The 25451-nt window shown below is 58.0% G+C and carries 22 protein-coding genes; 10 read left to right on the top strand and 12 right to left on the bottom strand.

Annotated elements, in window-relative coordinates; translation table 11 throughout:
• The coding region (gene iscB / locus DU506_RS15575) for an RNA-guided endonuclease IscB (protein ID WP_422822339.1) at nt 1-910 on the bottom strand (910 nt) is incomplete at its 3' end.
• 110 nt (nt 911-1020) lie between these two features.
• On the opposite strand from iscB, the gene DU506_RS22550 reads away from it, so the two are divergent.
• Complete coding sequence (locus tag DU506_RS22550) at nt 1021-1143, top strand: hypothetical protein (RefSeq protein ID WP_268877334.1); 123 nt, start codon at nt 1021-1023, stop codon at nt 1141-1143.
• A gap of 373 nt (nt 1144-1516) precedes the next feature.
• Here the strand turns inward: DU506_RS22550 and DU506_RS15570 are convergent, their stop codons facing one another.
• Nucleotides 1517-1696 carry a DUF1289 domain-containing protein gene (locus tag DU506_RS15570; protein WP_114487814.1) on the bottom strand — a complete coding sequence of 60 codons (180 nt, stop codon included), beginning with the start codon at nt 1694-1696 and terminating at the stop codon, nt 1517-1519.
• Between the two features lie 216 nt (nt 1697-1912).
• On the opposite strand from DU506_RS15570, the gene otsB reads away from it, so the two are divergent.
• Both otsB and DU506_RS15560 read left to right on the top strand, forming a co-directional pair.
• Nucleotides 1913-3508 carry a trehalose-phosphatase gene (gene otsB, locus DU506_RS15565; RefSeq protein WP_114487820.1) on the top strand — a complete coding sequence of 532 codons (1596 nt, stop codon included), beginning with the start codon at nt 1913-1915 and terminating at the stop codon, nt 3506-3508.
• Nucleotides 3505-5949 (top strand): glycoside hydrolase family 65 protein, encoded by a 2445-nt coding sequence (locus DU506_RS15560; RefSeq protein WP_114487813.1) that lies wholly within the window; start codon nt 3505-3507, stop codon nt 5947-5949. The genes otsB and DU506_RS15560 overlap by 4 nt, the downstream gene beginning before the upstream one ends.
• A 20-nt stretch (nt 5950-5969) precedes the next feature.
• Here DU506_RS15560 and DU506_RS15555 read toward each other — a convergent pair whose 3' ends face one another.
• Entirely contained in the window at nt 5970-7025 is a 1056-nt protein-coding gene (locus DU506_RS15555) for an NAD(P)H-dependent flavin oxidoreductase (RefSeq protein WP_114487819.1), read from the bottom strand.
• Nucleotides 7026-7198: 173 nt separating this feature from the next.
• Here DU506_RS15555 and rluF point away from each other — a divergent pair, with 173 nt between their 5' ends.
• On the top strand, nt 7199-8266 hold the full coding sequence (gene rluF / locus DU506_RS15550; RefSeq protein WP_114487818.1) for a 23S rRNA pseudouridine(2604) synthase RluF: 1068 nt from the start codon (nt 7199-7201) through the stop codon (nt 8264-8266).
• Between the two features lie 47 nt (nt 8267-8313).
• Here the strand turns inward: rluF and DU506_RS15545 are convergent, their stop codons facing one another.
• The 9 genes from DU506_RS15545 to DU506_RS15505 form a co-directional block, all read right to left on the bottom strand.
• Nucleotides 8314-8874, bottom strand: coding sequence for a hypothetical protein (locus DU506_RS15545; protein ID WP_114487812.1), 561 nt, complete (start codon nt 8872-8874; stop codon nt 8314-8316).
• Nucleotides 8875-8927: 53 nt separating this feature from the next.
• Nucleotides 8928-9758 carry a class I SAM-dependent methyltransferase gene (locus DU506_RS15540; protein WP_114487811.1) on the bottom strand — a complete coding sequence of 277 codons (831 nt, stop codon included), beginning with the start codon at nt 9756-9758 and terminating at the stop codon, nt 8928-8930.
• The gene (locus tag DU506_RS15535) at nt 9755-11455 is read right to left on the bottom strand and encodes an AMP-binding protein (RefSeq protein WP_114487810.1); all 1701 of its coding nucleotides are present in this window, start codon (nt 11453-11455) and stop codon (nt 9755-9757) included. The genes DU506_RS15540 and DU506_RS15535 overlap by 4 nt, the downstream gene beginning before the upstream one ends.
• Before the next feature lie 71 nt (nt 11456-11526).
• Complete coding sequence (locus tag DU506_RS15530; RefSeq protein ID WP_114487809.1) at nt 11527-12435, bottom strand: hydroxymethylglutaryl-CoA lyase; 909 nt, start codon at nt 12433-12435, stop codon at nt 11527-11529.
• 13 nt (nt 12436-12448) lie between these two features.
• Nucleotides 12449-14479: an acetyl/propionyl/methylcrotonyl-CoA carboxylase subunit alpha gene (locus tag DU506_RS15525; protein ID WP_114487808.1), complete on the bottom strand. Its 2031-nt coding sequence runs from the start codon at nt 14477-14479 to the stop codon at nt 12449-12451.
• Nucleotides 14476-15345, bottom strand: coding sequence for an enoyl-CoA hydratase/isomerase family protein (locus tag DU506_RS15520; RefSeq protein WP_114487807.1), 870 nt, complete (start codon nt 15343-15345; stop codon nt 14476-14478). The genes DU506_RS15525 and DU506_RS15520 overlap by 4 nt, the downstream gene beginning before the upstream one ends.
• Before the next feature lie 7 nt (nt 15346-15352).
• Nucleotides 15353-16960, bottom strand: a complete 1608-nt coding sequence (locus DU506_RS15515; protein ID WP_114487806.1) for a carboxyl transferase domain-containing protein — start codon at nt 16958-16960, stop codon at nt 15353-15355.
• 10 nt (nt 16961-16970) lie between these two features.
• Entirely contained in the window at nt 16971-18140 is a 1170-nt protein-coding gene (locus DU506_RS15510) for an isovaleryl-CoA dehydrogenase (protein WP_114487805.1), read from the bottom strand.
• A 31-nt stretch (nt 18141-18171) separates the two neighbouring features.
• Complete coding sequence (locus DU506_RS15505; RefSeq protein WP_235825684.1) at nt 18172-18690, bottom strand: MerR family transcriptional regulator; 519 nt, start codon at nt 18688-18690, stop codon at nt 18172-18174.
• Nucleotides 18691-19014: 324 nt separating this feature from the next.
• Here DU506_RS15505 and DU506_RS15500 point away from each other — a divergent pair, with 324 nt between their 5' ends.
• The 6 genes from DU506_RS15500 to DU506_RS15475 all read left to right on the top strand — a co-directional run bounded on the left by DU506_RS15500 (nt 19015) and on the right by DU506_RS15475 (nt 25406).
• The gene (locus tag DU506_RS15500; protein WP_114487804.1) at nt 19015-19791 is read left to right on the top strand and encodes an ABC transporter ATP-binding protein; all 777 of its coding nucleotides are present in this window, start codon (nt 19015-19017) and stop codon (nt 19789-19791) included.
• On the top strand, nt 19788-20534 hold the full coding sequence (locus DU506_RS15495) for an ABC transporter ATP-binding protein (protein ID WP_220254410.1): 747 nt from the start codon (nt 19788-19790) through the stop codon (nt 20532-20534). The genes DU506_RS15500 and DU506_RS15495 overlap by 4 nt, the downstream gene beginning before the upstream one ends.
• Before the next feature lie 203 nt (nt 20535-20737).
• Nucleotides 20738-21958, top strand: a complete 1221-nt coding sequence (locus DU506_RS15490; protein ID WP_114487803.1) for an ABC transporter substrate-binding protein — start codon at nt 20738-20740, stop codon at nt 21956-21958.
• Between the two features lie 140 nt (nt 21959-22098).
• Nucleotides 22099-22986: a branched-chain amino acid ABC transporter permease gene (locus DU506_RS15485; RefSeq protein WP_114487802.1), complete on the top strand. Its 888-nt coding sequence runs from the start codon at nt 22099-22101 to the stop codon at nt 22984-22986.
• A gap of 2 nt (nt 22987-22988) precedes the next feature.
• A complete protein-coding gene (locus DU506_RS15480) occupies nt 22989-23981 on the top strand; it encodes a branched-chain amino acid ABC transporter permease (RefSeq protein ID WP_220254409.1) in 993 nt (330 codons plus the stop codon).
• 270 nt (nt 23982-24251) lie between these two features.
• Nucleotides 24252-25406, top strand: a complete 1155-nt coding sequence (locus DU506_RS15475) for an acyl-CoA dehydrogenase family protein (RefSeq protein WP_114487800.1) — start codon at nt 24252-24254, stop codon at nt 25404-25406.
• Nucleotides 25407-25451 lie beyond the last annotated feature (45 nt).

Below are 25451 nucleotides of genomic sequence, written 5' to 3'. Positions count from 1 at the left end.
TGGTGCGACCGCCACTGCCCACGGCGACCGGCAGGCCGGTGGTTTTCAGGGAACCATACAACGCCCAGCGGGTGGCGTTGACGGCAGCGGCATCCCGCAGCGGTAATTTGAGCTGGCGCTGCACCCGAGCCAAGCGCATTTCCGCCGACAGGCCATTGGCTTTCAGGCGGCGCTTCAACCCCTTGTCGGTAGCAAAGAAGTCGGCAAGCGACTGATTATCCTTAGCGATATTGCAGTCGTGACAGGCAATGGTCAGGTTGGCCACCCGGCTAGAGCCGTCCCGAGATTTCGCTACCACATGCTCGATCTCCAGGGGTGTATCACCGGTGCCGCAATAGGCACACTCACGCCCCCATTTTTCGAGCAGGTATTCACGCACCTCATAGCCCAGGAGCGTGCCTTGCTGGTACTCGACCCCGGAAATCTCCGGGTTTTCCATCTTCTGCAGATCGAAGCGCACCAATTCCATGTTCAGATGAGACACCGGCGCCCAACGGCANGCCATGGTGGTATCGACTCGGTGTTGCAGGCTGGGTGGTAGCCAGCCCTTCTTGCGCGTGCGGTTATCAAAACGCGGCTGACGATAACGCAGATTCTTGCTGCGACGCCGACGCCGAAAACCGGCACGCTGCTCCAAGGCCTGGCGAATCTGGAAGCCCCGATGCACCAACTGAAACAGGCAAAGCCCATGGCGGGTTGCCGGGGTTTGCTCGTCCGTCGCGTTTTCTTCCAGACGCATCAGCGCCAGGCCGGTTTCCTTGCTGCCCGGATCGGCAGCCAGCAGGGTTGGCTGCAAGGTGCAGTCACTCAGGCAGCGATCCCGCAACCGGATCACGAAAGGCGTCAGGTTCACCACCGCCGCCCGTCCGCGCTCCAGCAGCAGCCGTGCGCGTTTTTCGCTACACGGCATCAACGGCTGCTTGTTCTTTCCCAATACGAACACCGCCATGCGATCTCCTTCTTAAATAGAACCCTTACGGGCCTGGTGACGCAGGTCTTCCAACCTGTCTCCCCTCGGGAATGTCTGCAACCGGCTCCTACCTTGCGGTAGCGACCAGAACCTTCGGCGCTTTACCTTTCACCAGCATGATCCTGATCTTCCAGAGCACCGAACTGAGCGAAGCATTCGGCGGTGGGTCTTAACGACCTGTTGCAAACGTAGCGGGTTGGCTACCGCTTTCCCTGGTCAACCGGGCTTGCTGTCACAAGCCTCGTCCTTTAGGGCGAGGTAGTTGACGGCGCTCTGCTTGGCGACGGAGGCACCTGGGACGAAACCGGCCAATTCAATTGACGGCGCTGGTTAGCGTGGTCGCACGGATATTACGTTTGTTTGTCATGACAGAACCCTCTTCCTGTTAGCGTATTTGAAAGCTAGAAGAGAAGCCTCTGGCTGTAAAGGAGGCGCCTTTTTGACTGCGGTGCATCGATTCGACTACTGAAAATCAGCCCATTCCTCGATGCTCTGGGATCTGTGCTCAAAGACGGGTTGCTACATTGCGTGTCGAGGGGTAACGGCTCAATCAATCTTGGTGATGTGTTTGAGGCGCTGTTCAGCGCGCTTCACCGTAAGGCTTTTTTCCAGATGCTGCATGGTTTTCCAACGTCGGATTTCCTCCAGTGTTCGTCCGCAGCCGATACACAGGTCTTCGCTAAGCTTGCATACTGATATACAAGGGCTTTCGATTGTCTTGGGCATCATGAAAAGCCATAAAAAAATGAGAGCGAATAATGGCAGAACTCACCTTAAAGGTGAAATGAGATGTCTTCATGCTCAGATGAGTCTTTTTTCCCCACAGGAGCGAGCCTAGCGGTTGCGCCAGGAAGAGCATCGAATCGCTTTTCATCGGATATATGTCGACTAGGATAATACAGATCAGCCATCTTACTGCTAGACATGCCGGGGCTCGCCGTGATGCAAAAAACCGACCGTGCCAAACAGGGTTTCAATCTCGCTTGTTTCAGTGCGGGTGTATTTGATCTCGACGGTGTCGTGACGGACACTGCCAATGTGCACTGTGCCGCCTGGGAGCAACTTTTTGACGATTACCTGCGTAGCCGTGCGCAAGCGATGGGCGAACGGTTCGAACCCTTTAATGCCAGCGTGGATTACCCACGTTACGTTGACGGAAAACCTCGCTACCAAGGGGTAGAGAGTTTTCTGGCATCCCGCTCGATTACCCTGGCGTACGGCTCGCCTGACGATCCGCCAGAGCGGGAAACGATCTGCGGGCTTGGGAATCGCAAGGATCGGTTGTTTCGAGAACGCTTGGCAAAAGACGGGGTGGACGTCTTCGATTCTTCGGTAGCACTTATCCAGCATCTGCGAGACGCAGGACTGAAAATAGCATTGGTTTCGTCGAGCAAGAATGCCGCCGCCGTGCTGGAAACCGCCGGCTTGAGCCACCTGTTTGACGCTCATGTGGATGGAAACGATATCGAGCGCAGGAAACTGAAGGGCAAACCCGACTCGGATATCTTTTTATTGGCAGCAAGCTTGTTAGAGGTCTCGCCGAGCGGTGCCTTTGCGGTGGAGGATGCTTTATCCGGTGTCGAGGCGGCACGCGCCGCTGGTTACGCGCTGGTGGTGGGGGTGGACCGTGCCGATCAGCGTGATGCCTTGCTTGAACACGGCGCTGATATCGTGGTTGATGACCTCGGCGAGTTGATGCCGGATAGCGCATCCAGCGAATCGACGTTGCCGAATGCGCTGGTCTGTTACGAGGAGATCGCCCACTACCTGGCTGACAAGCGTCTGGTCATTTTTCTCGACTACGACGGCACCCTGACGCCGATTGTCGATCGGCCTGAGCTTGCCGTGCTCAGCGATGACATGCGTGAAACCCTAGGCAAAGTGGCCGAACGCTTTACCGTGGCGATTGTCAGCGGACGTGACCGTGCCGACGTAGAGCAGCTGGTAGCTCTCGATAACCTCATTTATGCCGGAAGCCATGGTTTCGACATCGCCGGCCCCGGCGGGCTGCACATGCAACAGGAACGTGCGCAGGAGTTCCTGCCCGCGCTTGATCATGCCGAAGCCGAATTGAAGCAAAAGCTGAATGATATCGAGGGCGTCATCGTCGAGCGCAAGCGCTACGCGATTGCCGTGCACTACCGGCTCGTGGCGGCGGAGCACCTTGAGACCATCGAAGAAGCTGTCGCACAGGCCGTAGAAGCGTCGGCGTCAATGTTGCGGCGTACTGGTGGCAAGAAGATCTTCGAGTTGCGTCCGACATTCCCCTGGGACAAGGGCAAGGCCCTAAACTGGTTGCTTGATGCGCTGGTACGCAGTGGGAAAGTTGAACCGAGTGATAAAGATATTCTGCCGCTTTATTTCGGGGACGATGAAACAGACGAAGACGCTTTCAAGGTCTTGCGTGAAGGGCAGGGGCTTGGGTTGTTGGTGGCCGAGGCCCCTCAGCCAACCGAGGCTCACTACTGGCTTGAAGACCCCCAGGCGGTCGGGCGTTTTCTGCAGCGCCTTTGCAATGCCGATGGAGAACTGCCATGAGCGACTGGACACTCGATTATTCCGGATTCGATGCCCACGAGGAAGGGCTTCGCGAAGCGCTATGTACCTTGGGGAACGGCTATTTTGCTACCCGAGGCGCGAATGAAGAGGCCGAGGCGGGGGACATCCATTACCCGGGAACCTACCTTGCCGGAGGCTATAATCGGCTGAAAACCCAGATTGCCGGGCATGAGATCGAAAACGAGGATCTCGTCAACATGCCGAACTGGCTAAGCCTGACGTTCCGGCCCGAGGAAGGCGAATGGTTCAACCTCATGGCTGTCGATATTCTGGAGTATCACCAGACGCTGAATCTAAACACCGGCGTTCTCCAACGCGATATGCGCTTTCGCGATCGTCAAGGCCGGGAAACCATCCTCGTCTCCCAGCGTCTCGTGCATATGCAGAATCCGCACCTCGCCGCCATCGAATGGCGCTTGAAGCCGGAAAACTGGTCGGGGCGGATTACCGTGCGCTCCGCACTCGACGGGCGTGTCATCAATGCCGGCGTGACTCGGTATCGTGAGCTGGCTAGCACTCACCTGACACCATTGAGCGCAGAACCGCTCAATGAGGACACCATCCGGCTGGTGGTCGAAACCAACCAGTCTCATCTGCGTGTGGCTCAGGCCGCACGGACTCAAGCCTACATCGATGAACACCGAGTGAATGCCGAATGTCAGCTTGTACAGGAGCCTGGCTACATTGCGCAGGAGTTGAGCTTTGACGTCACCCAGGGGCAGGAAGTCCGCATTGAAAAGGTGGTTGCCATGCATACGTCCCGGGATAGAGCCATCTCGGAGCCGGGACTCGCGATAAGTCATTCGGTTGCCCAGGCAGGGCCGTTTGCCGAGCTATCGGCAAGCCACGCCCAGGTTTGGGAGCATCTCTGGTACCGCTGTGATCTTGTGCTCGAGGGTGGGGGGCGCTCCCAGAAAATCTTGCGGTTGCATATTTTTCACCTCTTGCAGACCGTCTCGCCCCACGTGGTTGATCTAGATGTCGGCGTGCCGGCACGTGGCTTGCATGGTGAGGCTTACCGTGGCCACATCTTCTGGGATGAGTTGTTTATCTTTCCGTTTCTCAACTTTCGCATACCCGAGATTACGCGTGCCTTGCTGCGTTACCGTTATCGTCGCTTGGGAGAAGCCCGCCGCTTGGCGCGAGAAGCGGGATATCGCGGCGCTATGTACCCATGGCAAAGCGGCAGTAGTGGGCGTGAAGAAAGCCAGATGCTGCACCTCAACCCTAAATCGGGGCGTTGGATCGCGGACCATAGCCATTTGCAACGCCACGTGAATGCCGCCATCGCCTTCAATGTATGGCGCTATTATGAAGTAACCGAGGACTGCGAATTCCTGTCCTACTATGGGGCTGAATTGCTGGTGGAAATCGCGCGTTTCTGGGCCAGTTGCGCGAGTTGGAATGCCAGCCGCAAGCGCTACGATATATGTGGCGTGATGGGGCCGGACGAATTTCATGACCGCTATCCTTGGGCGACCGAGCCTGGGCTGGATAACAACGCTTATACCAATCTGATGGTGGCCTGGGTGCTGCGACGGGCTAATGATGCCCTGGAGCGAATCGGTGCCGAACGCCGCCAGGAGCTGTGTGAAACCTTGGCAGTCACCGATCAGGAAGTAGCGATGTGGGAAGAGATTAGCCACAAGCTCTTCGTCCCGTTTCATGAGGGTGTCATCAGTCAGTTCGAGGGCTATGAGCGGCTCGAAGAGTTCGAATGGAAGAGGTATCAAAGCCAGTATGGTGACATTCATCGCCTGGACCGGTTGCTTGAGGCCGAGGGAGATACGGCCAATCGCTACAAGGCTTCCAAGCAGGCCGATGCACTCATGCTGTTTTATCTTTTTTCCGCTGATGAACTCAGCGACCTTTTCCAGCAACTGGGCTATACCTTCACCCTAGAGTTGATCCCACGCACCATCGAGTATTATCAGCAGCGTACCTCTCACGGCTCTACCCTGAGCCGCATCGTTGAATCCTGGGTGCTGGCCCGTTCGGACCGGCCGAGATCACTGACACTGCTCAATGAGGCGCTCGAAAGCGATATCGCCGATGTGCAGGGCGGGACGACGCAGGAAGGGATTCACCTGGGCGCCATGGCCGGTACCGTTGACCTGGTTCAGCGTGGCGAGACGGGGCTAGTGGTTCGTGACGGCGTGTTGCGCTTCGACCCTTGCCTGCCCGACCCGCTACCGGGCCTGCATCTACGGTTGCGTTACCACGGCCGCTGGATAGAAATCACCATGAAAGGTAACAGGATGACGCTTAGCGTCTCGGAGGGTGGCGCGAAAAGCGTGCGTATCGCCGTGCGGGACCAGATCCATTCTTTCGACGCCGGCCAACGCCTGGAATTTCACTGTCAGCCAGGCGGTACTGATTGGCGAATTATAAACCGGAGCGAATCGACGGATTCAAGCTGAGCCAACCGCATGCTGGGCTCTTAGCGTTGCATTTCTGCCAAGAGAGTGCGGATCAGCTCTTCAGCAAGTAGCTCCCTGGCCAAGGGTGCGCCCTGGCCGGCCCAATGGGCGGCAAAGTCACTGTGTCCCTTGGTCATCGCTGCAGCGTTAAGCGATTTTGCTGCATCATAGGCGATAGGGTAGTCCGGCAATGTGACACCATCGCACTGGGCGACGTCGGTATGCATTCGGTTAATGATGCCGCGCGCAGGTCTGCCCGAGATGACGGCGGTGATTTGCGTATGATGTGCCCGAGGGCTTTTCAATTCTTCGCGATAGGCGCTGTTTGCCGAGGATTCGGGGCACAGAATGAACGCGGTCCCCATTTGAACCGCCGAGGCACCTAACGTTAGGGCCGCGTTGATAGACGCCCCATCCATGATCCCGCCGGCAGCGATTATTGGAAGCGAGACATGTGACGCCAGCAGCCGGGTGAGGGGCAGGGTGCCCATTTGCTCATCATTGTCTGCGGAAAACGCCCCACGATGGCCACCTGCTTCCATGCCTTGCGCCACGATCGCATCGATACCCGCCGCTTCAGCCTGTTGCGCTTCTTCAAGCGTGGTCGCGCAGCTTAACAGCAGGATGCCCTGTGCTTTCAGGGCATCGATGAACCCTTGAGAGGGCAGCCCAAAGTGAAAACTGACAACAGGCGGCTTTTCTTCAAGCAGCATATCCAGCATTTCTTCGTTGTCGATAAGCGTCTGATATATCTCGCTTAACTCCGCCGGTGGCTGCGCCTGCATCTCGCTGAAGAAAGGCGATAAATGCCTCAGCCATGCCGCTTCAGCCTCCTTGTCAATTTTCGCCGGCTGGTGGCAAAACAGGTTCACGTTAAATGGCTGGGTTGTGAGTTTGTGAGTGTTTTTTATCATCTCGCGCGCGCCACTGACGGAGCTCGCCCCTAGACCTATCGAGCCTAAGGCACCCGCATTGGAAACGGCGGCGGCCAGCTCGGGAGTGGAAACCCCGGCCATGGGTGCCTGCACGATAGGATGCTCGATCCCAAACTTCAGCAGGAAATGTTTGTCAGCCATATCTGCTTTTCCTTTGTGTTTGCCGACGTACCACCAGGCCATGGTGACCCTCTTTGCCTGGTTAGGGTATCCTTAGGGTTCTTAAATCAATTGTTGGCCGATGATGGCTTTTCTCGCCGTGCATGCTGCGAGTGGCCGGGTTTTCTCTTATTCAGGCGTGGTGGCAAAACAACATGGTGCTGAAAGCTTCGACTCGTATCAATAAATACATCAGCGAAAGCGGCCTGTGTTCCAGGCGCGAGGCCGATCGTTTTGTTGAACAAGGCAACGTTTACATCAATGGAAAACGCGCCACCACGGGCGACCAGGTGTTTTCAGGTGACTTGGTTAAAGTGAATGGGCAGCCCATCGAGCCGCAGGAAGAAGACGACTTGATTCTCATCGCGCTGAACAAGCCGGTGGGTATTGTCAGTACCACGGAACCGAGCGAAAAGGACAATATCGTCGATTTCGTTAAACATGGGGCGCGCATCTTTCCCATAGGCCGCCTGGACAAGGATTCCCAAGGGCTTATTTTTCTGACGAACAATGGGGATCTGGTCAACAAGATTCTTCGCGCCAATAACAGCCACGAAAAAGAATATCAGGTAACGGTTAATAAACCAATTACCGATGAGTTTATTGCGGGCATGAGCGGTGGGGTGCCTATCCTAGGGAAAGTGACCAAGAAATGCCCAGTGGTCAAGCAATCGGCCAACGTTTTCACGATTACCCTGGTACAAGGCTTAAATCGCCAGATACGCCGAATGTGCGAATACTTCGGCTATGAAGTCACGCAGCTTATTCGCTACCGGATCATGAACGTTTCTTTAAAGGGACTGGCGTTGGGCGATTGGCGTGATTTAACCCAGCGTGAAGTGGAAACGATCATTGCCTTGACGGAGCAGTCGACTTCCCAAGCGGACATGCAAGCCAACCCCCCAGCAGGCAAAACCTCGGGGAAAAAAACGCCTGTCAACAAAAGATCCGCTTCCAAAGCTCAACCTGGTTCAAAGCCAGGTTCGAAGCCCAACGCTGGTTCAAAGTCTAAACCGGGCTCTAAGCCCAAACCTGGCGCGAAATTCAAAGCCGGTGCCAAACCAAAAGCTGCAGCCAAATCCAAGCCTGCATCGAAAGCAAAGCCTAAACCCAGTGGCAAGCCGGGAGCCAAGCCTCAAGCCGTTCGGGGCAAGAAGACAGGGCCGCCCGGCACCGGGCCAAAAACCCGAGGCAATACGCGCCGCGCCAAACCCGGGAAATAGACAGGCTTAAAAAAGCAGAGGTGCTGTCTTTTAAAGCGAAAAAGCTTTCAAAACGGCAAATGCACCGAGGCGGTCAGTTGGTTGAGATGGCTCAGGTTAGAGGCGTCGATACGTTCGTATTCCAGGCGGCTGACCAGTCGATTGATGGTCATTGTGGCGCCAAACCCCTCAATGTTGGCGGTGCCGCCTTTATCATGCAGTTGGCGCGGATTATTTGATTCGCCACGCCATTCGGTCAGGCCGGACTTGGCATAAACGCTGAATGCCCCCATGCGAATCCCAGCCACCAGTGCACCGCCTAGACTGAGTGTATCGATCAGCATGCTGCTGGTGCCGGCATCGATAGGTACTTCATCGCTTTCGCGGTAAGCCAGTTCGGCGCCGAGATCCAGCCGGGGTAACTGCCAGAGAGTAAAACCTGCCGTGACACGAAACCCCGAGGTGTAGGTATCTTGGCTGCTCAAGTGACTGCCTTCGATGATTACACCGTTATCGAGCTTAAGCAGTTCACTATCCGGTGTGCTGTACGCCAGGATAATGCCTTGGTCGGCATGGCTATAAAGAAACGGGGTAAGGCTTAAAAGCGCTGCCCAAGCCAAGCGTTTCATAGCTATCCTCTCTTCATCCTGATGCGGATGGGGAAAATAGTGATCCACTCAGACTAGCAACTCGCTTTGATTTCCACCACCTGGATCGCTTCATCGGCCAGGTTTTTTACCAGATTCTTGCCCATTTCCATGAAACGTTGGCCGAAAATAAGTTGGGGCGATAGCGCCGGGGCGGGTTTGGATTGGCCATCATGTTGAGTGGAAAGGGTTTCTTTTTCTCGCTGTCGTTGACGCCAGGCCAAGGCATCGGCGCTCCAATCTTCAACATGCTCCAGCTGAAGTCCCGCCTTGCGCATTTTTTCCAGCAACATCGCGGCAGGCATCAAGCAGGAATGCTGAGGATCGCTGGCCCAGGGCACCGGGTAGCGCAGTGACGCTGCATTTGGCCCGCTAACCACCTCATGCATGACCACGACGCCACCGGGGCGCAGTACGCGGCGACATTCCGCAAGTACCTTGGCGGTATCCGGCATATTGAGAAAGCTGTGCTGAAACAGCACCGCATCGAAGCTGGAATCGGGAAAAGGCAGCGCCATGGCGTCGCCGGTGATCGCATGGAGCTGATGTTCCAGCCCCAGCTGGCGGGATAAGCCCTGGTTGAGGCGGTTGAAAGCGTGGGTGATATCCAACCCGACCAGCGTAAAGCCTTGCTGGGCAGCCTGGCGCATCAAACCACCGACGCCCGCGCCAATATCCAGCACTCGGGGATGAGTGCCGGCATTCAGCAGGTTCAGCAGCCGATGCGAGGCCTTGAGCCCGCCGATATGCAATTGGTCCAGCGGCGCCAGCTGATAATACGACGCCCCCGCGGGGTAGTGCTCGGCCACCCGGCCGAGCACGTCTTCCACGCTGAGATATTGTTGGTAGTGGTTAGAGAGGCTCACTTCTCCAGACCAAGCTCTTCGATGGAGATTTCACGCATCTTGAATTTCTGGATCTTGCCGGTGACGGTCATCGGGAACTCATCGACGAACTTGAAGTAGCGCGGGATCTTGAAGTGAGTGATCTTGCCCTTGCAGAAGGCGCGAAGGTCATCAGCGGTGACGTCTTCCGAGGTGCTGTTCAGCTTGACCCAGGCAATCAACTCTTCGCCATATTTCTTGTCGGGCACGCCGGTGACCTGAACTTCCGAGATGGCGGGATGGCTGTAGAGAAACTCTTCGATTTCCTTGGGATAGACGTTCTCGCCGCCGCGAATCACCATGTCCTTGATCCGCCCGACGATCTGCAAATAACCTTCTTCGTCCATGGTGGCCAGGTCACCGGTATGCATCCAGCCGGCTTCATCAATGGCTTCGGCAGTGGCCTTTTCATTGTTCCAGTACTTGAGCATCACGCTATAGCCACGCGTGCACAGTTCACCGATTTCACCGCGCGGCAGAATCCCGCCATTGCCGGGGTCGACGATCTTGCTTTCCAGGTGTGGCTGAGTGCGGCCCACGGTGGAAACACGCTTTTCGATGCTGTCGTCGGCACCGGTCTGGGTGGAAACCGGGCTGGTTTCGGTCATGCCATAGGCGATCTGTACGCCTTTCATGTGCATTTTTTCAATCACTTGCTGCATCACGGCGCTGGGACAGATGGAGCCCGCCATGATGCCGGTGCGCAAGGTGGAAAGATCGAAACTGGCGAAGTCCGGGTGTTCGAGTTCGGCAATGAACATCGTGGGCACACCGTAGAGTGCCGTGGCACGTTGCTCGTGAACGGCCTGGAGCACGCCGGCAGGGTCGAAGCCTTCGCCGGGGTAGATCATCGCCGCCCCGTGGGTCATGCAGCCCAGGTTGCCCATCACCATGCCGAAGCAATGGTAGAGCGGCACCGGAATCACCAGGCGGTCTTCGCTGGTAAAGCCCATGCTTTCAGCGACGAAGAAGCCGTTGTTGAGAATGTTATGATGCGAAAGCGTGGCGCCCTTGGGGAAACCGGTGGTACCCGAGGTGTACTGGATATTGATCGCATCATCGAACTGCAGGGTGGCTTGCAGGTCGTCGACGTCGGTTTGGCTGATAGCGTTTGATTCGGCCATGAAGTCCGCCCAGCGCCACATGCCGTCATGCTTGTCGTCGCTCAAGTTGATCACGCACTCGAGGTAGGGCAGTTTCTGGGACTTCAGGTGACCTTCGGCTGACGCTTTAAGCTCCGGCGCCAGTTCATACACCATCTCGCCGTAATTGGAGCTTTTGAAGGCGTTGGCGGTGATCAGAAAGCGTGCTTCGGACTGATTCAGAGCGTATTCCAGCTCATGGGTGCGGTAGGCCGGGTTGATGTTGACCAGGATCGCGCCCAGTTTGGCGGTGGCGAATTGGGTCAGCGTCCACTCGCTGCAGTTGGGTGCCCAGATTGCCACGCGATCGCCGCGCTTGACACCCACCGCCAGCAGGGCGCGGGCGCAACGGTTCACTTCCTCCTGAAGCTGGCGGTAGCTCCATTGAATGTCCTGATGCAGAACGATCAGCGCATCGTTGTCTGGATAAAGTGCCGCGATTTCATCGAATTTGTCGCCGATGGTCATGCCGATCAACGGCTTGGCAGCGGTGCTGCTGGTGTAACTGGGAAGTACCGGCAGTTGGGGATTGTTCATGAGCGTTTCTCCGAAGATTGTTGTTGTCCGAACGGCTTGGCATCGCAGTCAGTGCGATAGAGGCTGGTGCATCAAGCGCCGACACAGCCCTTTGCCAATGCCACCTTGGAGCTGGGTTTGCGGCCTAGCTCAGCGGTTATCCAATAGCCGGTATCGATCACGGCCTGAAGATCGATCCCGGTCCTGATGCCGAGCCCTTCCAGTAAATAAAGCACATCTTCGCTGGCCACATTGCCCGAAGCACCCTTGGCGTAGGGGCAGCCCCCCAGGCCGGCGGTGGCGCTGTCGATCACCTGAATGCCTTCTTCCATGACGGCATAGAGATTGGCCAGTGCCTGGCCGTAGGTGTCGTGGAAATGCGCGGCAAGCTGCGTGACGGGTATCTCCCGGCTGACCGCCTCGACCATGCGTTTGGCCGCCAGCGGCGTGCCGGTGCCGATGGTGTCGCCCAGCGAGACTTCATAGCAGCCCATGTCATGCAGCGCCTTGGACACCTCGGCGACCTTGGCGGGGGCGATCTGGCCTTCGTAAGGGCAGCCCAGCACGCAGGAAACATAGCCGCGCACCCGCACATTGGCCTCACGGGCACGCTCGAGCACCGGTTCGAAACGCTTGAGAGATTCCGCCACGGAGCAGTTGATGTTCTTTTGCGAAAAAGCCTCCGAGGCCGCACCGAACACCGCTACCTCCTCCACGCCGGCGGCAATGGCGCCTTCCAGGCCGCGCAGGTTAGGCGTGAGCGCCGAATAGACCACACCGGGCCGGCGGGAGATACCCGCCATGACCTCGGCGGCATCGCCCATCTGCGGCACCCATTTGGGCGAGACGAAGCTTGCCGCTTCGATATGGGTCATGCCCGCCGCTGCCAGGCGATGAATGAATTCGATCTTGGTGGCGGTGGCAATGATCGGGCCGGGTTCGTTTTGCAGGCCGTCCCGGGGGCCAACCTCGAACAGGCGCACGGAGGAAGGAAGTGACATGTCGTTCTCCTGGTCAGTGGGCATCGTCGGCGGCGAATTCCAGCAACACATCGCCCTGGCTCACGGTATCCCCGGACTGGAAGTGGAAGCTTTCCACATGGCCGTCGGCGGGGGCGGTCATGGTGTGCTCCATCTTCATGGCTTCCATGACCATCAGCGGCATGCCCTTTTCCACCCGCACACCCGGCTCGACCAGCAGCGCCACCACGGTGCCGTGCATGGGCGCGGTCAGGGTGGTTTCGGCTTCGTGGTGACCATGATCGATGGCATCGATACGCCGCCAGAACAGGCGTGTCTCGCCAGCGGGGTCGGCCATTACCACCACATTGCCGTCCCGACGTGCCTGCAGGCGCCGACGGTGACCGTTCAAGGTCATGGCCACGGCATCGCCGTTAAGGGGCGTCAGGTAGGCGGTGAGCGTTTCATCGCCGATGGTCAGGTTCCAGGGGTTGTTACCGTTCTCACGCGTGCCTTCGACAATCACCACCGCGGCGGAATCGTCGCTGTCCTGGGCATGCGCCGGGTCGCACAGGGCGATGCGAATGGTATGCGGGGCGTTGAGGCGGAAACCGTCGTGTCTGTCCCAGGGGGAATCGCTCTCGCATTCCCGCGCCAGTTGATTCAAGCCCACCAGGGCGGCGCTGGCGTACTCGTCGGTGGAATAGCTGCGTGGCGCGAACAGGGTCGCTTCGTTGCGCTCGATGAAGCGGGTATCCAGCTCGACGTTACGAAACCCCGGGTGGGTGGCCAGACGCTGCAGGAAGGCGCGGTTGGTGACCACACCCTGTACATCCAGAGCGGCCAGGGCGCGGTTGAGCGTGGCCAGGGCCTGATTTCGGTCATCGCCGTGAACGATCAGCTTGGCGAGCATGGGGTCGTAGTGCATCGACACCACATCACCGGATTCCACGCCGCTGTCCAGGCGAACGCGGGCGGGGTCCAGGCCGGCGCCTTCCAGGTCCATGGCGAAGCGATTGAGCGTACCGGTGGCGGGCAGGAAGTCCTGTTCCGGGTCTTCGGCGTAAAGGCGCGCCTCGAAGCTGTGGCCGGTAATGGTCAGCTCGTCCTGGGTGCAGGGCAGGGCTTCCCCCATGGCCACGCGCAGCTGCCACTCGACCAGATCCTGGCCGGTGATCATTTCGGTGACCGGATGCTCGACCTGAAGGCGGGTGTTCATCTCCATGAAGAAGAAACTGCCGTCCGCATCGAGCAGAAATTCCACGGTGCCCGCGCCGACGTAACCGATTTCCTTGGCGGCGCGCACGGCGGCATCACCCATTTCGCGGCGAAGCGGTGCGGTCATGCCCGGGGCCGGGGCTTCTTCGAGCACTTTCTGGTGACGGCGCTGTACGGAGCAGTCGCGCTCGAACAGGTAGACGCCATTGCCGTGGCTGTCGCAGAACACCTGGACTTCGACGTGACGCGGCTGGGTCAGGTATTTCTCGATCAGCATGCGCTGGTCGCCGAAGGCCGCCTGGGATTCACGGCGGCAGCCATCGAGTGCCGCCTGGAAGTTGTCGCCGGATTCAACCACCCGCATGCCCTTGCCGCCGCCACCGGCGCTGGCCTTGAGCAGCACCGGGTAGCCGATCTTATCGGCCTCCACGCGCAGCAGGGCATCGTCCTGGTCGTTGCCGTGATAGCCGGGCACCAGCGGCACACCGGCATCCGCCATGCGTGCCTTGGCGGCGGATTTATCGCCCATGGCGGCAATGGCCGAGGCGGGCGGGCCGACGAACACAATCCCCGCCTTGTCCAGCGCTTCGACGAAGGCGCCGTTCTCGGAAAGAAAACCGTAGCCGGGGTGGACGGCACCGGCGCCGGTGCGCTTGGCGGCTTCGATCACCGCCTCGACCTTGAGGTAACTTTCGCGTGCCGCCGCCGGGCCGATGCGTACCGCTTCATCGGCTTCGCGCACATGGCGGGCGTTGGCATCAGCGTCGGAATATACCGCCACGGTTTTCAGGCCCATGGCGCGGGCGGTGCGCATCACGCGACAGGCGATTTCGCCGCGGTTAGCGACCAGCAAAGTATCAAATATCATGAGCGGCGCTCCGTAGCGGAAGAAGAGGCTTGATCGGAAGAATCTTTATTGGAAGGGCCTGGCGAAGGGGCCCAGGCGGGACGACGTTTTTCCAGGAAGCTGGCCAAGCCTTCCTGACCTTCGGGGCTGACACGCAGCTTGCTGATCACGTCGCAGGTATGGGCACGAGTGGCGTCGCTATCCGGTTCGCGGGCCACCGCCGCCAACAGCGCCTTGGTGGCTCGGCTGGCTTGAGGCGACGTACCCAGTAGCGTATCGAGCATGTCGCTGACCGCCGCGTCGAGGTCGTCGGGCCCGACGACCAGATGAACCAGATCCAGCATCAGCGCGGTGGCCGAATCGATGACCTCGGCGGTGAGGGCGTAACGGCGTACCTGGCGCTCGCCCAATGCCCGTAACACATAAGGGCTGATCACCGCCGGTGACAGGCCGATGCGGACTTCGGAGAGACAGAACTTGGCTTTTTCCGAGGCAATGACGATATCGCAGCAGGCGGCCAGGCCCACCGCGCCGCCGAAAGTGGCGCCTTGCACCCGGCAGATGCTGGGGCAGGGAAGAGTGTCCAGGCCGTGCATCAAGGCCGAGAGTTTGTACGAATCGGCAAGATTGGCGTCAAAGTCGTAATCGACCATGCGCTTCATCCAGTTGAGATCGGCACCCGCCGAGAAGCTTTTGCCTTTCGAGCCCAGTACCACCACCCGTACGTCACCGCGCTGGGCGGCGTCATGCAGGTGGGTCAGGTGGGCATTGAGCTCGGCGATCAGGCTGTCGTCGAAGGCGTTATGCACCTCGGGGCGATCCAGCGTCAGCCAGGCCACGCCGCGGTCGTCGATTGCCAGCTGCGAGTAGTGGGGGGAATCCGTCATATCGACCTCACATCCGGAACACGCCGAAGCGTGTCTCTTGTACGTCAGCATTCATCGCCGCGGCCAGGGAGAGGCCGAGCACATCGCGAGTCTGGGCGGGGTCGATCACGCCGTCATCCCACAGGCGGGCGCTGGCGTAATAAGGGTGGCCCTGATGCTCGTACTGCTCGCGAGTCGGCTTCTTGAACGCTTCTTCCTCGTCCTGGGTCCATTCGCGGCCTTCGCGCTCGTACTGGTCGCGCTTGACCTGGGCCAGAACGCCCGCCGCCTGCTCGCCGCCCATCACCGAGATGCGCGCATTGGGCCACATGAACAGCAGATTGGGATCGTAGGCGCGGCCGCACATACCGTAGTTGCCGGCGCCGAAGCTGCCGCCGATCAAGACGGTGTACTTGGGCACCTTGGCGCAGGCCACAGCGGTGACCAGCTTGGCGCCATGCTTGGCGATACCCTCGTGCTCGTACTTCGAGCCCACCATGAAGCCGGTGATGTTCTGCAGGAAGATCAGCGGAATCTTGCGTTGGGCGCAGAGTTCGATGAAATGCGCACCCTTGACCGCGGATTCGGAAAACAGCACGCCGTTGTTGGCGACGATGCCCACCGGATAGCCATGAATGTGCGCAAAGCCGGTGACCAGTGTGTCGCCGTAATAGCGCTTGAATTCGTCGAAGTCGGAGTCATCCACGATGCGCCCGATGACTTCGCGGACGTCATAGGGTTTCTTCAGGTCGGTGCCGACGATGCCGTAGAGTTCTGCGGGGTCCAGGCGGGGTGGCTTGGGTTCCTTCATCGCCAGCTTGCCGCGTTTTTGCCAGTTCAGACGTGACACGCAAGCACGGGCCAGCTGCAGGGCATGGGCGTCGTTTTCGGCGTAATGATCGGCCACGCCGCTTTTCTTGGCGTGAACATCGGCGCCACCCAGGTCTTCGGCGCTGATCGACTCACCGGTGGCGGCCTTGACCAGGGGCGGGCCGCCCAGAAAGATGGTGCCCTGTTCCTTGACGATGATCGACTCGTCTGCCATCGCTGGGACGTAAGCGCCCCCGGCGGTACAGGAGCCCATCACTACGGCGATCTGAGGAATGCCTTCGGCGGAGAGCGTGGCCTGGTTGTAGAAGATGCGCCCGAAATGGTCGCGGTCGGGAAACACATCATCCTGGCTTGGCAGGTGAGCACCGCCGGAATCCACCAGATAAATACACGGCAAACGATGCTTGCGGGCAATTTCCTGGGCGCGAAGGTGTTTTTTCACCGTCATCGGGAAATAGGTGCCGCCCTTGACGGTAGCGTCGTTGGCGACGATGACGCATTCCACGCCGGAAACGCGGCCGATGCCGGTCACCACGCCGGCGGAGGGTACCGGCCCGTCGTAAATCTCATGAGCCGCCAGTGCCGAGAACTCCAGGAAAGGTGACCCTTCGTCGATCAGGTTGTCGATGCGGTCGCGGACGAACAGCTTGCCACGCGATTCGTGTCGGGTACGGGCTTTCTCGCCGCCGCCCTGGCGTATCGCCGCGGTGAGGTCGCGCAACTTGACGACCTCGCCGAGCATGCTGGCCTGGTTGGCCTGGAAGACGTCGCTGCGCGAGTTGATCTGGGATTGCAGAATGCTCATGGTGCCGCCCTTACTTGGATTCGTTGAACAGTTCGCGGCCAATCAGCATGCGGCGAATCTCGCTGGTGCCGGCACCGATCTCATACAGCTTGGCATCGCGCAACAGGCGTCCGGTGGGGTATTCATTGATGTAGCCGTTGCCGCCCAGCAGCTGGATGGCATCCAGTGCCACCTGAGTGGCCTTTTCGGCGCAGTACAGAATGACCCCGGCGGCGTCCTTGCGTGAGGTCTGGCCGCGGTCACAGGCGCCGGCCACCGCATAGAGATAGGCGCGGCAGGCGTTCATGGTGGTGTACATGTCGGCCACCTTGCCCTGCACCAGCTGGAACTCACCGATCGATTGGTCGAACTGCTTACGCTCATGGATATACGGCAGCACGATATCCATGGCCGCCTGCATGATGCCGATGGGTCCTGCCGCCAGCACGGTGCGTTCGTAATCCAGGCCGCTCATCAGCACGCGAACGCCTTTATTGACTTCCCCCAAGACGTTTTCCTCGGGCACTTCGCAATCCTGGAACACCAGCTCGCAGGTGTTGGAGCCGCGCATGCCCAGCTTGTCGAGCTTCTGGGCGGTGGAGAACCCTTTGAAATCCTTTTCGATGATGAAGGCGGTAATCCCTTTGGAGCCTGCGTCCGGGTCGGTCTTGGCGTACACCACCAGCACATCGGCGTCGGGACCGTTGGTGATCCACATCTTGTTGCCGTTGAGAATGTAACGGTCGCCTTCCTTGCGTGCGCGAAGCTTCATCGACACCACATCGGACCCCGCGCCTGGCTCGGACATGGCCAGGGCGCCCACGTGATCGCCGCTGATCAGCTTGGGCAGATACTTGGCTTTCTGTTCCGCGTTGCCGTTGATCTTGAGCTGATTGACGCAAAGGTTGGAGTGGGCGCCGTAGGAGAGCCCGACCGAGGCACTGGCACGGGAAATTTCTTCCATGGCGATGCTGTGGGCAAGGTAGCCCATGCCGCTGCCGCCATCTTCATCCGAGACGGTGATCCCCAGCAGACCCATATCGCCGAACTTCTTCCACAGATCATTGGGGAATTCATTTTTTTCGTCGATCTCGGCCGCTCTAGGGGCGATCTCGCTGGCGGCAAAGGCATTGACCTGCTCGCGCAGCATGTTGAGTTCATCGTCGAGGCCGAAGTTGAGTTCTGCGTAATGGGTAAACATGGTCGATCACCGTTATGAAGTTGGAAAAAGGTCAGTGCACCGTGGCGGAGCGAGAGGGCGCTTTGCTGTGCTTGTGAGGCATGTTGGAGGCTTCACCATCGGGCTCGCCATTGGTGCCGGCGTTGGGTTCGGCCTTGATTTCATCGTCGGAGGGGTCGTCGTCCTGCTTCTGAAGAAGCTCTTCGAGCGCCTGCCGACAGCGAATTTCGGCGCTTTCCAGCTCTAGCTGGACAATAGCGATATCTTTCATCTGTTGTTCCAGGGCCGCGCGCCGTTCGGCTATTTTGCTAAGCATGAGATGCAGCTGCTTTTCGCTGCCGCTACGCGTTTCATCCCAAAGCTCGAACAGCTCGCGAATTTCCGCAAGGGAGAACCCCAGCCGTTTACCGCGCAGGGTGAGCTTGAGGCGCACTCGATCCTTGCTGCTGTAGACGCGCGTCTGGCCACGCCTGGCAGGATGCAAAAGCTCCTGGTCTTCATAGAAACGAATGCTGCGAGTGGTGAGGTCGAACTCGCTGGCAAGCTCACTGATGGAATAGGTTTTGCTCATTGCGGGAATTCTCTCAGGGGGAGTGCCTCTTATGAAACAGTGTCACTGAGGCTAAAACAAGTTCACGTTAACGTAAAGTGCTATCTGATGATTTTCATTCTGCGTTGAATTGCGTTAAGTGTCTGAATTTAAAGTATAGAGCTATCTTTTTAAGCGAATATGGTGGGGGATCTATACCAAAGTTGTAATTGTAATACCCCCTCGTAGGTTGCTAGTTTGCTCTCACACCTTACGTTCAGGTAAGGATTGGATACCGGTCACGACAAGCGAAGGCCCAGCCGGTAAAAAAGTCAGCACAAGAACAACTAGAGGCTTGTTTATTTCATGAGTGCAGACTACGTTCTCGAAACCCGAGGGCTGACCAAAGAGTTTCGTGGCTTTACCGCCGTGGACGACGTCAATCTTCAGGTACAAGAAGGCCATATTCACGCATTGATTGGACCCAACGGTGCCGGCAAGACCACCGTTTTCAATCTGCTGACAAAGTTCCTTCCACCCACCCGCGGCGAAATTCTCTATCGGGGAAAACCCATTACGGGAATGAAGTCCAACGAAATAGCCCGGCTGGGTCTGGTGCGTTCCTTCCAGATTTCCGCCGTGTTTGCGCATATGACCGCCCTGGAAAATGTTCGCGTGGCTTTGCAGCGCAAGCTGGGTACCTCGTTTCATTTCTGGAAGTCGGAAAAAACCCTCGATCATCTTAACGAACGTGCCATGGAGCTGCTCGAAGAGGTCGGCCTGCGCGAGTATGCCGATATCCTCACCGTCGAGATGCCGTATGGGCGCAAGCGCGCACTGGAAGTGGCGACCACGCTGGCGCTCGACCCCACCATGATGTTGCTCGATGAACCGACCCAGGGTATGGGGGCGGAAGATGTCGATCGTATCGTCGAGTTGATCCGGCGTGTTTCCAAGGGCCGCACCGTGCTGATGGTGGAGCATAACCTGAGTGTTGTGAGCCGGTTGTGTGACCGCATCACGGTACTCGCTCGTGGCTCCGTTCTGGCGGAAGGGGATTATGACAGCGTGTCGCGCAATCCGTTGGTCAAGGAGGCGTACATGGGCAGTGAAGCGGCGGAAGAAGAAGGGGCGCAAGCATGATCGAGACAGCCGAACACAATCAGGAAACGCATGAAGCCTCCCAGTCGGAAATGCTGCGGGTTCAGGATTTGCACGCCTTTTATGGCGAGTCTCATATCCTTCATGGCGTGAATTTCAACGTCAAACGTGGCGAGCTTGTGACCCTGCTGGGGCGCAACGGTGCCGGGCGCAGCACCACGTTGAAATCCATCATGAACATGGTGGGGCGCCGTACGGGTTCCATCGTGATCAACGGCGAAGAAGTGATGGGCATGAAGGCTCACCACATTCCGCGTCTGGGTGTGGGTTACTGCCCGGAAGAGCGCGGCATCTTTGCAAGCCTGGATGTCGAGGAAAACCTGTTGCTGCCCCCGACCGTGCGTTCGGGCGGTATGGGGTTGGACGAAATCTACGCGATGTTTCCCAACCTTTATGAGCGTCGGCGTAGCCAGGGCACGCGACTTTCCGGTGGGGAGCAGCAGATGCTGGCCATGGCTCGAATTCTGCGTACCGGCGCACGAATGCTGCTCCTGGATGAAATTACCGAAGGGCTGGCACCGGTTATCGTGCAAAAACTCGGCGAAGTGCTCATGCAACTTAAAGGGCGTGGGATGACCATCGTGCTGGTGGAGCAGAACTTCCGTTTTGCCGCCCCTTTGGCCGACCGTCACTTCGTGATGGATCACGGTCAGATCGTAGAGGAAATCAGTGCGGCGCAACTCCCGTCACGCCGCGAACATCTCAATTCCATGCTGGGGGTATAACCATTCATAACCATTCATAAAACGATTTATCTAGCGGCTTATGATTGACCTAAGGCAGCTCATAACAATTCACAACAACCAGATCACAGCAATGCAGTAGCAAGATCGCCACCAACGGCAAGCTGTAACGCATAACTAACGACTCAGGCCGATACCTTGCGTCGTAGCACAAAAACAATGCCCTTCAGGGCGCGGAGACAAACATGACTTTGATCAAAAAAGCACTCACTACCAGCATTGCCCTCGCCACGGCTTCCGCCATGGCGGCCACGGCTCAGGCAAACATGAGTGACAATGAAGTGCGTATCGGTTACCTGGCGGATATGTCGGGCACCTATCGTGACCTGGCTGGCCCGGGTGGCCTGACTGCCATGGAAATGGCCATTGAAGACTTCGGTGGCAGTGTCAACGATGCGCCGATCGTGGTGTTCAGTGCTGATGACCGTAATAGTGCCGATGTGGGCGCCAATACCGTTCGCGGGTGGGTCGACCAGGAAAACGTCGATATGGTCGGTGGCCTGGTGGCCTCCTCGGTGACCATCGCGGTGACCAAGGTGATCGAGGAAAGTAACGGCCTGGCGCTGGTCTCGGGCTCGGCAGCCTCCAGCATCACCAACGAGCATTGCACGCCGAACCATATCCACTGGGTTTATGACACCTATCCGCTAGCCAACGGTACCGCCAAGGCCGTCGTCGAGCAGGGTGGCGATACCTGGTTCATGCTCACCGCCGATTACGCCTTCGGCCATGCGTTGGAAGGCGATGTCACCAAGGTGGTTGAAGAGAACGGCGGTGAAATCGTCGGCGGTGTGCGTCATCCTTTCCCCACCAGCGATTTCTCCTCCTACATTCTCCAGGCGCAAAGCTCGGGTGCCAAAATCGTCGGTCTGGCCAACGCTGGAGCGGATACGGTGAACGCGATCACCACCGCCAGCCAGTTTGGTGTCACCCAGTCAGGCCAGCAGCTCGCCGGTCTTCTGATCTTCCTCAACGACGTTCACGCCATGGGGCTGGAATCCACACAGAACCTCCTGCTGACCACCGGTTGGTACTGGGACATGGACGAGCAGTCGCGTGAGTGGGCCGAGCGTTATTACGAGCGCATGGAGCGTATGCCGACCATGGTTCAGGCAGGCATCTATTCCAGCACCATGCATTACCTGAAAGCGGTCGAGGAAGCGGGTACCGATGACCCTGAAACGGTACGCGCCCAGATGGCGGAAATGCCGATCGAGGATTTCTTCGCGCGTAACGGTAGCATTCGGGAAGACGGCCGCATGATTCACGACATGTACCTGGCCCAGGTGAAAACCCCGGAAGAGTCCACCGGTGAGTGGGACCTGTATGAAATTCTCAGCACCATTCCTGCGGAAGAAGCTTACCGTCCGCTGTCCGAAAGCAATTGCGACCTGGTGCAGAACTGATTCTGCGGAACTGGTTTTGAAGAGCCGGTTTTAAAGAACTGGTCTTGAAGAGCTGGGCCGGACGTTTGCATAAGCATGCATAAGCAGAACCGGGTGGCGGTATTGGCCGCCACCCGCTTGACGGCGAGGAGATCCACGTCATGACGATGATATTCGGGGTGCCGTTGGCTGCATTCACGGGCCAGTTGATGCTGGGCCTTATCAACGGCGCCTTCTATGCACTGTTGAGCTTGGGGCTGGCGGTCATTTTCGGCCTGCTGAAGATCGTCAACTTCGCTCACGGTGCCATGTACATGCTCGGCGCGTTCGCTACGCTGCTCGGCATGCAGTATCTGGGCATCAATTATTGGGTTTCACTGATCCTGGTACCTTTGGTAGTGGGCGGCTTCGGGATGCTGATCGAGCGCTTTATCCTGCGCCGCATCTCCCATCTGGACCATCTGTACGGATTACTTTTGACCTTTGGTCTAGCACTGATTTTCGAGGGAACGCTGGTCAACTTCTTCGGCGTTTCCGGTTTGCGTTATCCGACCCCGGAACTGCTCCAGGGCGGTTATAACCTGGGCTTCATGTTCCTGCCGATTTATCGTGGCTGGGTATTGTTGGCCGCGTTGGTGGTGTGTCTGGGTACCTGGTTCATCATCGAGCGGACACGCCTGGGCGCCTACCTGCGTGCCGGTACGGAGAACTCGGCCTTGATGCAGGCATTCGGGGTCAACGTGCCCTTGTTGATTACCTTGACCTATGGGTTCGGGGTTGCCTTGGCGGCGTTTGCCGGGGTATTGGCCGCCCCCTTGTATCCGGTTTCACCCACCATGGGGTCCAGCTTGTTGATCGTGGTGTTTGCCGTGGTGGTAATCGGTGGAATGGGCTCTATTCTCGGCTCGATCCTTACCGGATTGGCCATGGGGCTGATTGAAGGGTTAACCAAGGTGTATTACCCGGAAGCGGCGAATACTGTGATATTCCTGGTGATGATACTGGTACTGATGTTGCGTCCTGCGGGACTATTCGGCAAAGAGGCATGACAATGGCGACCACAGAAACCGCACGCATTCCCTCGGCTGCCATGCAACGGCAGCGCAGAGCCAACATGCGCCGCAATATGTTCTATCTGGCATTGATCGTTATCGGGCTAGTGGCGCCGTTTCTTGCCTACCCCGTCTTCCTGATGAAGATTCTGTGCTTTGCCCTGTTTGCCTGTTCCTTTAACCTGCTGCTGGGCTATGCCGGGTTGCTATCCTTCGGGCATGCCGCTTTTCTGGCGACCGGCGGGTATGTGACCGGGTATCTACTTTCAAGCTACCCCGGCATTACGCCTGAAGTGGGCATACTTATCGGCACTTTGGCGGGCGTTGCGCTGGGCGCTGTTTTCGGGTTGCTTGCGATTCGTCGGCAAGGCATCTACTTCGCCATGGTCACCTTGGCCCTGGCTCAGTTGATGTTCTTTTTCTTCATTCAGGCACCGTTTACCGGTGGGGAAGATGGCTTGCACGGGGTTGCTCGCGGCCACTTCCTGGGTTTTATCAGCCTGAATGACAACCTGAGCATGTACTATTTCGTGTTTGCTGTTTTCTTGATCGGCTTTGCGATCATTCAGCGTACCGTGCATTCCCCTTTTGGTCAGGTACTCAAGGCGATTCGTGAAAACGAACCACGTGCGGTATCGCTGGGTTATAACGTCGATGCCTACAAGCTGCTGGCGTTTGTTATTTCCGCAGGCCTGGCGGGGCTGGCCGGCTCCACGAAAACGCTGGTCTTCCAGCTTGCCTCCCTCACCGATGCCCATTGGCACATGTCCGGCGAGGTTATCCTGATGACGCTACTGGGCGGTGTGGGAACGCTCCTGGGGCCGATCATGGGGGCGGGTATCGTGGTCAGTCTGCAACATCTTCTGGCGCAGTCGCCGCTGGGCAATTGGGTGAACGTTATCCTGGGTCTGCTGTTCGTTGTCTGTGTACTGAGCTTTCGTAGCGGCATCGTGGGTGAGCTTGCCAAGAGCTATCGCAAGAACTTCAAGTAAACCAGACATCAGTCCGTTGGTTGGGCGCCGTTGGGCGCCCTTTTTTTATGCAAGTGGTTATTTTCCAGCCGCAACCGAAACGGCTATCGATATAAAGCTGATTTTGCATGACCGGCTATTGTGATGAAGTAAAAAAATAAGTTAACGTAAACGTCAATATTTTCTGGCGCGACAGCTTTCTTGGCACGACAGCCATGGATAATCACAATCACAAGTTCAGCCAGTGGATCGATGCAAGCATCGACCCCTGCGATAAACGGGAGATGTGCGATGGATTTTGAACTCAACGAAGACCAGGTGGCTTTTGCCGATATGGCGCGGGCCTTTGCCCAGAACGAGCTGGAACCGCATGCCGGGGAGTGGGATCAGACCGCTTTCTTTCCGGTAGATGTGATTCGCAAGGCGGGTGAATTGGGTTTCTGTGCGTTGTATACCCCGGAATCGGTGGGCGGGCTGGGGCTTTCACGCCTGGATGCCAGCATCATTTTCGAGCAGCTATCCATGGGCTGCACCTCCACGACCGCTTACCTCACCATTCATAACATGGTGACCTGGATGGTCGCGGATTTCGGCAAGCCCGAAGTGATCGAACAATGGGGCGAAAAACTGGCCAGCGGTGAGCTTCTCGGCTCCTACTGCTTAACCGAACCCAATGCCGGTTCGGACGCCGCCTCGCTGAAAACCAGTGCCAAGCTGGATGGCGATGACTTCGTGCTCAACGGCAGCAAGATGTTCATTTCCGGCGCGGGAGACACCGACATTCTGGTGGTCATGGCACGTACCGGTGGCCCGGGGCCCAAGGGTATTTCAGCCTTCGCGGTAGACGCCAACACCGCCGGCATCAGCTACGGGCGCAAGGAAGAGAAAATGGGCTGGAACAGCCAGCCGACGCGCATGATCACCTTTGAAGAGGTGCGTGTGCCTGCGGTCAACATGTTGGGTAACGAAGGCGACGGCTTCAAGATCGCCATGAAAGGGCTGGATGGCGGGCGCATCAACATCGCGACTTGTTCCATCGGTACCGCGCAGCAGGCGATCAACAAGGCGCGTGAATACATGCTGGAACGCAAGCAGTTCGGCCAGCGGCTGGCGGATTTCCAGGCGCTGCAGTTCCGCTTGGCGGATATGGTCACGGAACTGGTGGCGGCTCGCCAGATGGTGCGCCTGGCGGCGACCAAGCTGGATTCCGGCCATGCCGATGCGTCGGCTTATTGTGCGATGGCCAAACGCTTTGCGACCGATGTAGGCTTCAAGGTATGCGATGAAGCCCTGCAGCTCTACGGCGGCAATGGCTATATCAAGGAATACCCCATGGAGCGTTTCGTGCGCGACACCCGGGTACACCGCATCCTGGAAGGTACCAACGAAGTCATGCGCATGATCATTGCACGCCGTGTGTTGGCCGAGGGCGCTGCGGAGCTTTGAGTTGATAAGAGCTTTGAGCTGATTTTCGAGTTCAACAGAACATCA

It is taken from the genome of Vreelandella rituensis, assembly GCF_003336665.1.
In the GTDB taxonomy this organism is placed as follows: Bacteria; Pseudomonadota; Gammaproteobacteria; order Pseudomonadales; family Halomonadaceae; genus Vreelandella; species Vreelandella rituensis.
This window is presented reverse-complemented; position numbering and strand designations above follow the sequence as displayed.